General features: G+C 52.0%; 4 protein-coding genes and 1 riboswitch. Of the genes, 2 read left to right on the top strand and 2 right to left on the bottom strand.

Translation table 11 applies throughout. The annotated features are described in order from the left end of the window. A partial coding sequence (locus tag ACJAZW_RS07640) for an efflux RND transporter permease subunit (RefSeq protein WP_415156699.1) occupies positions 1–2,236 on the top strand: 2,236 nt, incomplete at its 5' end. Positions 2,237–2,424: 188 nt separating this feature from the next. Here the strand turns inward: ACJAZW_RS07640 and ACJAZW_RS07635 are convergent. After that, entirely contained in the window at positions 2,425–3,870 is a 1,446-nt protein-coding gene (locus ACJAZW_RS07635; RefSeq protein ID WP_415156697.1) for a TrkH family potassium uptake protein, read from the bottom strand. Positions 3,871–4,005: 135 nt separating this feature from the next. Here ACJAZW_RS07635 and ACJAZW_RS07630 point away from each other — a divergent pair, with 135 nt between their 5' ends. Continuing rightward, entirely contained in the window at positions 4,006–4,617 is a 612-nt protein-coding gene (locus ACJAZW_RS07630) for a CDP-alcohol phosphatidyltransferase family protein (RefSeq protein ID WP_415156695.1), read from the top strand. On the opposite strand, the gene metZ is transcribed toward ACJAZW_RS07630, so the two are convergent. Beyond that, a complete protein-coding gene (gene metZ / locus ACJAZW_RS07625) occupies positions 4,614–5,843 on the bottom strand; it encodes an O-succinylhomoserine sulfhydrylase (protein ID WP_415156692.1) in 1,230 nt (409 codons plus the stop codon). The two genes, ACJAZW_RS07630 and metZ, sit on opposite strands and share 4 nt — an antisense overlap. Before the next feature lie 32 nt (positions 5,844–5,875). Beyond that, positions 5,876–5,956, bottom strand: a riboswitch (SAM riboswitch). Between the last annotated feature and the right edge of the window lie 44 nt (positions 5,957–6,000).

Raw genomic sequence — 6,000 nt, 5'->3', positions numbered from 1 at the left:
CAGAGCCGAAATGCCTGCAACTTTACAAATTGAAGTGTTCAACGCGGCTGCCGAACTGGTGGAAGATCGGTTAGGGCTTCTTATCAGTAACGGCCTGTACGGCCTTATTCTCGTTCTTGTCGTGCTGTTTGTCTTCCTTGATTTCCGAATTGCTTTTTGGGTGGCTGTGGGTATCCCTGTGTCCATTCTCGCAACGCTCGGCGTGATGTATTTTACCGGGCAAACGATCAATATGATTTCAATGTTTGCCATGTTGCTCACGCTGGGGATTATCGTAGATGATGCCATTGTGGTGGGCGAACATACTGCAACGCGCTACGCCATGGGCGACAGCCGCCAAGAAGCGGCCATCGCCGGTGCGGGACGTATGGCCGCCCCGGTGATCGCGGCGAGCCTGACAACCATGGCCGCGTTCGGTCCAATTTTGTTGGTCGGTGACGTTGTTGGACAAATTTTATCTGCACTACCGATGGTGGTGATTGCGGTGCTCATCGCTTCGCTGATTGAATGTTTTTTGATTTTGCCTGGCCACTTGTCGCATGCTTTACCACGTCAGCGCAAAGCGCCGGGCTGGTTCCGCCGCAATTTTGATGCCGGATTTGATTTTTTCAAAGACAAAATGTTTGGCGCTTTGGCCGATATTGCCTATCGCTGGCGCTATGCAACAGTTGCATTAGCCGTCGCGCTTGCGGTGATTGGCGGTGCGTTGATCCCCGCCGGAAAATTGGGCTTTGAGTTTTTCCCTTCCGTTGAAGCCGAAACCGTCAACATTACAGCGTTTTTCCAACCCGGTGTCCCCCAAGAGGGCATGTACGACCTTATTGATCAACTCGAAAAGGCTGTACAAAAAGTTGAAGCTGATTTGACGCCCGACGGTGAAAAACTCATCGTAACGACCTTCGCGTCTTTGGATATGGAAAATGCGCGCGCCAACTTGTCGATTTTTTTGACCCCTGCGGAAGCGCGCTCGATACGCACAAACGTAGTTGGTCGTGCCATTCGCGAAAATGTACCCACAATTGCTGGCGTTGACCGTCTGTCTGTGCGCGAACCACATGGTGGCCCACCGGGGCGCGCCATCGACGTGCAGTTTTTCGGTGCCGAGACAGTTGATCTAAAAAAGGCATCAGAGGAACTACAAGGCATATTGGAAGGCTTTGAAGGCGTCCAAGCCATCTCAGATACACTTAGCTATGGCAAGCCGGAATTGGTGCTCGAATTGTCACCGCGTGGCAGTGCACTTGGATTTTCGCTCGATAGTCTAGGGGCGCAAATTCGCGATACATTTGAAGGAAATCTGGCCCGTCGTGTCGCCGAAGAAGACGAAGAAATATCAATCCGTGTGGAACGTGTTTCTGATGCAACAGGGTCATCTGCCTTGCGCGATTTATGGGTGCGTTCTGACGCTGGGAATTTCGTGCCACTTACAGAAGTTGTAACCATTAGTGATCGCCAAGGTTTCAACCGGATCAACCGTGACGAGGGCAAAACCACAGTCCGTGTTCGTGCTGATACAGATACAGCCATCGTTCAAGGCGCCGACGTGCTCGAGCGGCTTGAAGCTGATCACATGGGCGCAATCGCCGCCAAATTTGGCGTGCAATATAGTTTTGGTGGAACGCAGGCCGAACAAAACGCAGCGTTTGGTGATTTGCAATTGGGTGGATGGATTGCGCTTGGCATTATGTATGTGATTATTGCTTGGATATTTGCATCCTATTTTGCGCCCCTCGCGGTGATGTTGATTATTCCGTTCGGCATCGTTGGTGCCATTTGGGGCCATTATATAATGGGCTATAACCTCACGATCATTTCGGTGATGGGCTTGTTGGGACTTGCTGGTATTCTGGTCAATGACTCCATTGTTTTCGTCTCGCGTTTGCAAGAACGGATCGAAGAGGGCGACAGTTTGGAAACAGCCGCCACCGGGGCGGCGCGTGATCGATTGCGCGCGGTGCTTTTGACGTCGCTGACGACCATTGGCGGTTTAACGCCGCTATTGTTCGAGACCAGTTTGCAAGCGCAGTTCCTCATTCCCATGGCCATTACCATTGTGTTTGGGCTTGGATTGGCGACCTCGCTGGTGCTGTTCCTTGTGCCAGCATTTATTGGCATCGGCGCGGATATTGGCGCATTTTTTGGCTGGCTGTTCTTGCGCAAAGGCGCACCAACATTCCGCGGCCTTTTGCGTGGCGATCACCACACCGTGCCACGTGGTCCCGAGCTCAGGGGGTAAACCCGCACATTGGCACTGTGAAGTACAAGCGGCGGCGCTACCCAATCAGTAGATTGAAAACTTGGTTCCGTACCAAGAGCGTGACGGCCCATGGTCTTGATTTGTATTTGCTTGCCTTTTTGGCTTTCCCGGCCCCCGAGCCGGGATCAATTGTAGGTTCGGATACCAACCGCGGCGTGAAAAATGCGCTAGTTCTGCCAAAAGCGGGGTAGGAACAAGACAATCACGGTGAACACTTCCAGCCGTCCCACAATCATACCCGCCGCCAAAAGCCATTTTGAAATGTCAGGCAGCGTTGAAAAATTACCCGCCGGCCCGATAACATCGCCAAGGCCGGGGCCAACATTTGAAATCGCGGTTGCGGCACCCGAAAGTGCGGTAATGCTATCTAGGCCGGTAAGGCTGAGCAACAGCGCCAACACCATGAATGCTGCGATATAAAGAAATACAAAACTCATCACCGACGCCGAGACACTGTCGGTCAAAATTGCGCCATTATAACGTTTCACAAAAACGCCAGACGGGTACAGGATTTCGCGCACATGCTGCTTGAGGTCCAAGAACAGGACTTGAAATCGAAAAATTTTAATGCCGCAAGAGGTCGACCCCGCGCAGCCACCAATAAAAGTAAGAATGAAGAACAGCGCTGCCGCCCCATGCCCCCACGACCCATAATCAGCGGTGGCGTAACCTGTGCCAGTCATGACCGAAACAACCGAGAAAAGTGCATGGCGAAAGGCTTCTTCACCGCGGCTTATTCCTTCGCTATATTGTATGACGACTGCAACAAGCGCGAACACCGCTAGCGACGCTAAAAAAACACGGACCTGAGAATTGGAAAACAGGCTCTTCCTGTCGCCCTGCAAAAACCGCACGTAAAGCACAAAGGGAAGTGCACCCGCAATCATAAAAACAATCGCAATATAGTCGATGGCGATACTGTCATAAGAGCTGATTGAGCCATCGCGTGTCGATAGACCTCCAGTAGCCACAGTGGTCATGGCGTGAACCAGCGCATCAAACAGTGGCATGCCAGCCATCCAATAGCTAATAGCATTGATTAAGGTCAGTAACATGTAAACTGTGGTCATGCTGGCAGCGATCTGGCCAGCCCGGGGCAAAATTTTGTCTGACGCGTCAAATGCTTCCACCCGAAACATTTGCATGCCACCGATTTGCAGCATCGGCAGCACCGCGATTGCCATCACGATGATCCCCAAACCCCCGTACCATTGCAGCAAACCGCGCCACAACAAAATACCAGGCGGCATGTCATCAAGCCCGGTAATGACCGTTGACCCGGTCGTTGTTAGCCCTGAGAGGGCTTCAAAAAAAGAGTCGGTATAGCTAAGACCCAATTCAGCCCAATAAAAGGGAAGGGCACCAAAAAACGCCAATACGACCCACACCATCGCCGTCATCAAAAACGCCTGTCGCACATTCAACGACTGGCCCTTGCCAAATGTCGCCGCCCACGTACCCGCGCCCAACAATGTTGTGATCAACCCGGTGGTCACAAACACAATCCAATCCGGATTGCCCACAAGCGCATCGGCAAAGGCGGGTAAAAACATGGTGCCGCCCAACGTCGCCGTTAGCGCGCCGATAATCATTAATACGGGGCGAAAATCCATAAACAGCCGTGTCGTGTCCAAGTTGCCAATCGCGTGACTTTTAGCCCTAGCACACTCTTTGATAACAATAAAATGACCAATTACCATTGTGCCTTTATGTTACCGTACCTCGAACAGCAATGACGGAGAATTACGGTGCTCGACGGCTACATGCGCAAAATCATCGACGGACCGCTCAACTTTGTTGGGCGACAATTGGCCAAAACCGGCGTCAGTGCAAACGCTGTAACGTTGGCGGGGCTGATACTTGGGCTTGTTGCCGCAATTCTCATTGCTATCGGTTATGTGCAAGCTGGGCTGTGGATGCTTTTGATCTCTCGGGTAGCTGATGGGCTGGACGGGGCGGTGGCCCGTGCCACGCAAAAAACCGACTTTGGTGGATTTTGGGATATTGTCGCGGATTTCTTCTTTTATGGCGCGATTCCGGTTGCCTTTGTTGTGCTTGACCCCGCCAACAACGCCGTTGCAGGGGCCGTTTTGCTGATGTCATTCTATTTCAATGGCGGGACTTTTTTGGGCTATGCGATTTTGGCGGAAAAACACAAATTGACCACCGAGCAACGGGGCTCCAAGTCGCTGTATTTTTCAACCGGATTACTCGAAGGCACCGAAACAATCGGCTTTTTTGTCGCCTTGTGCATTTGGCCGCAATATTTTGCCATCATGTCCTATGTTTTTGCCGCCGCATGTTTTTACACGGCCGGGTCGCGCATTTGGCTCGCCTATCTTGAGTTCGGTAAGGCCTAAATCTGATCCAACGCGTAAGCGAAATCTTCAATCAAATCCTGCTCATCTTCCAAACCAACCGACAAGCGCAGCAATTTGCGGGTGATGCCCGCTTCCAGCTGCACTTCTTCTGAAAAACGCTGGTGTGTCGTTGTGGCGGGGTGTGTAATGATTGATTTCGCATCGCCCAAATTGTTGGAAATTTTTATAATCCCCAACCCATCGGCAAGTTTGAACGCATTTTCCTCGTTGTTGCGCGCTTCGTTGGCCCCATTGCCCTTCACTTCCAACGCCAACATGGTTGAACCAGCGCTCATTTGGCGCATGCCCAATTCATATTGTGGGTGCGATTTGTGGTGCGGGTAAAACACCTTGTCGATTTTTGGATGATCGGCCAAAAAATCAGCCAATGCAGCAGCAGATCGGGTCATCTTGTCCACGCGGATTTCTAGCGTTTCCAGCCCTTTAAGCATCACCCATGCATTGAACGGGCTAATGGTTGGTCCGGTTTGCCGAATAATAGTGTGCACGTCCGCCTCGATCAATTCTTTTGACCCAAGAATGATGCCGCCCATGCAGCGGCCTTGCCCGTCAATGTGTTTGGTCGCCGAATAGGTCACCAAATCAGCGCCCAATGCCAATGGTTTTTGATAGATGGGGGTCGCAAAAACATTGTCGACAATCAGCACAGCACCGTTGGCGTGCGCAATGTCGGCAACCGCCGCGATGTCGACCAATTCAAGCGTCGGGTTGGTCGGCGTTTCGATGAAGATCACTTTGGTATTTGGCTTCATCGCTTTGGCAAAATTTTCTGGGTCGCGGCCATCCACCAATGTCGATTCTACGCCCCAACGTGGCATGTAATCTTCCACCACAAACCGGCATCCACCAAACAGCGCCCGCGACGCGACCACATGGTCACCGGCGCGCACTTGGCTCATCACTGCAGTTGTTACCGCAGCCATGCCTGTGGCGGTGGCGCGCGCGGCCTCTGCGCCTTCAATCAAGCACATCCGGTCCTGAAACATATCGTAAGACGGGTTGGAAAACCGAGAATAGATATGGCCTTCGTCTTCGCCCATAAATCGGGCTTCTGCAGCGGCGGACGATTCATACACGAAGCCTGAATTCAGGTATAAAGCCTCAGATGTTTCGCCATGCTGGCTGCGCTGCGTGCCGCCATGCACCAACTGGGTTGCAGAGCGCTGATTTTTTGCGTCTGACAATGGGTTTTTTGTGTTGGCCATCTGTTCTCTCCAAACAAAAAAGCCGACCCAATTTGGCCGGCAACGCGGTCGACTTTAGCATTTGTTTTTAAGGTGGCTGCAATCAGACCGGCCAAATCACCACCATTTTGATGATGTAACGCCAATTGCGCCTTGGCGTCAATATTGGTGAGCCTGC

Source organism: Maritalea sp. (assembly GCF_047634455.1).
Lineage (GTDB): Bacteria > Pseudomonadota > Alphaproteobacteria > Rhizobiales > Devosiaceae > Maritalea.
Note: the sequence above shows the minus strand (reverse complement) of the source record. Positions and strands in the feature narration are given on the sequence as shown.

Excerpts from the sequence above, each read along its gene's own strand:
- ACJAZW_RS07635 (WP_415156697.1), bottom strand. The coding sequence starts at position 3,870 with ATGGATTTTCGCCCCGTATTAATGATTATCGGCGCGCTAACGGCGACG.
- metZ (WP_415156692.1), bottom strand. The coding sequence starts at position 5,843 with ATGGCCAACACAAAAAACCCATTGTCAGACGCAAAAAATCAGCGCTCT.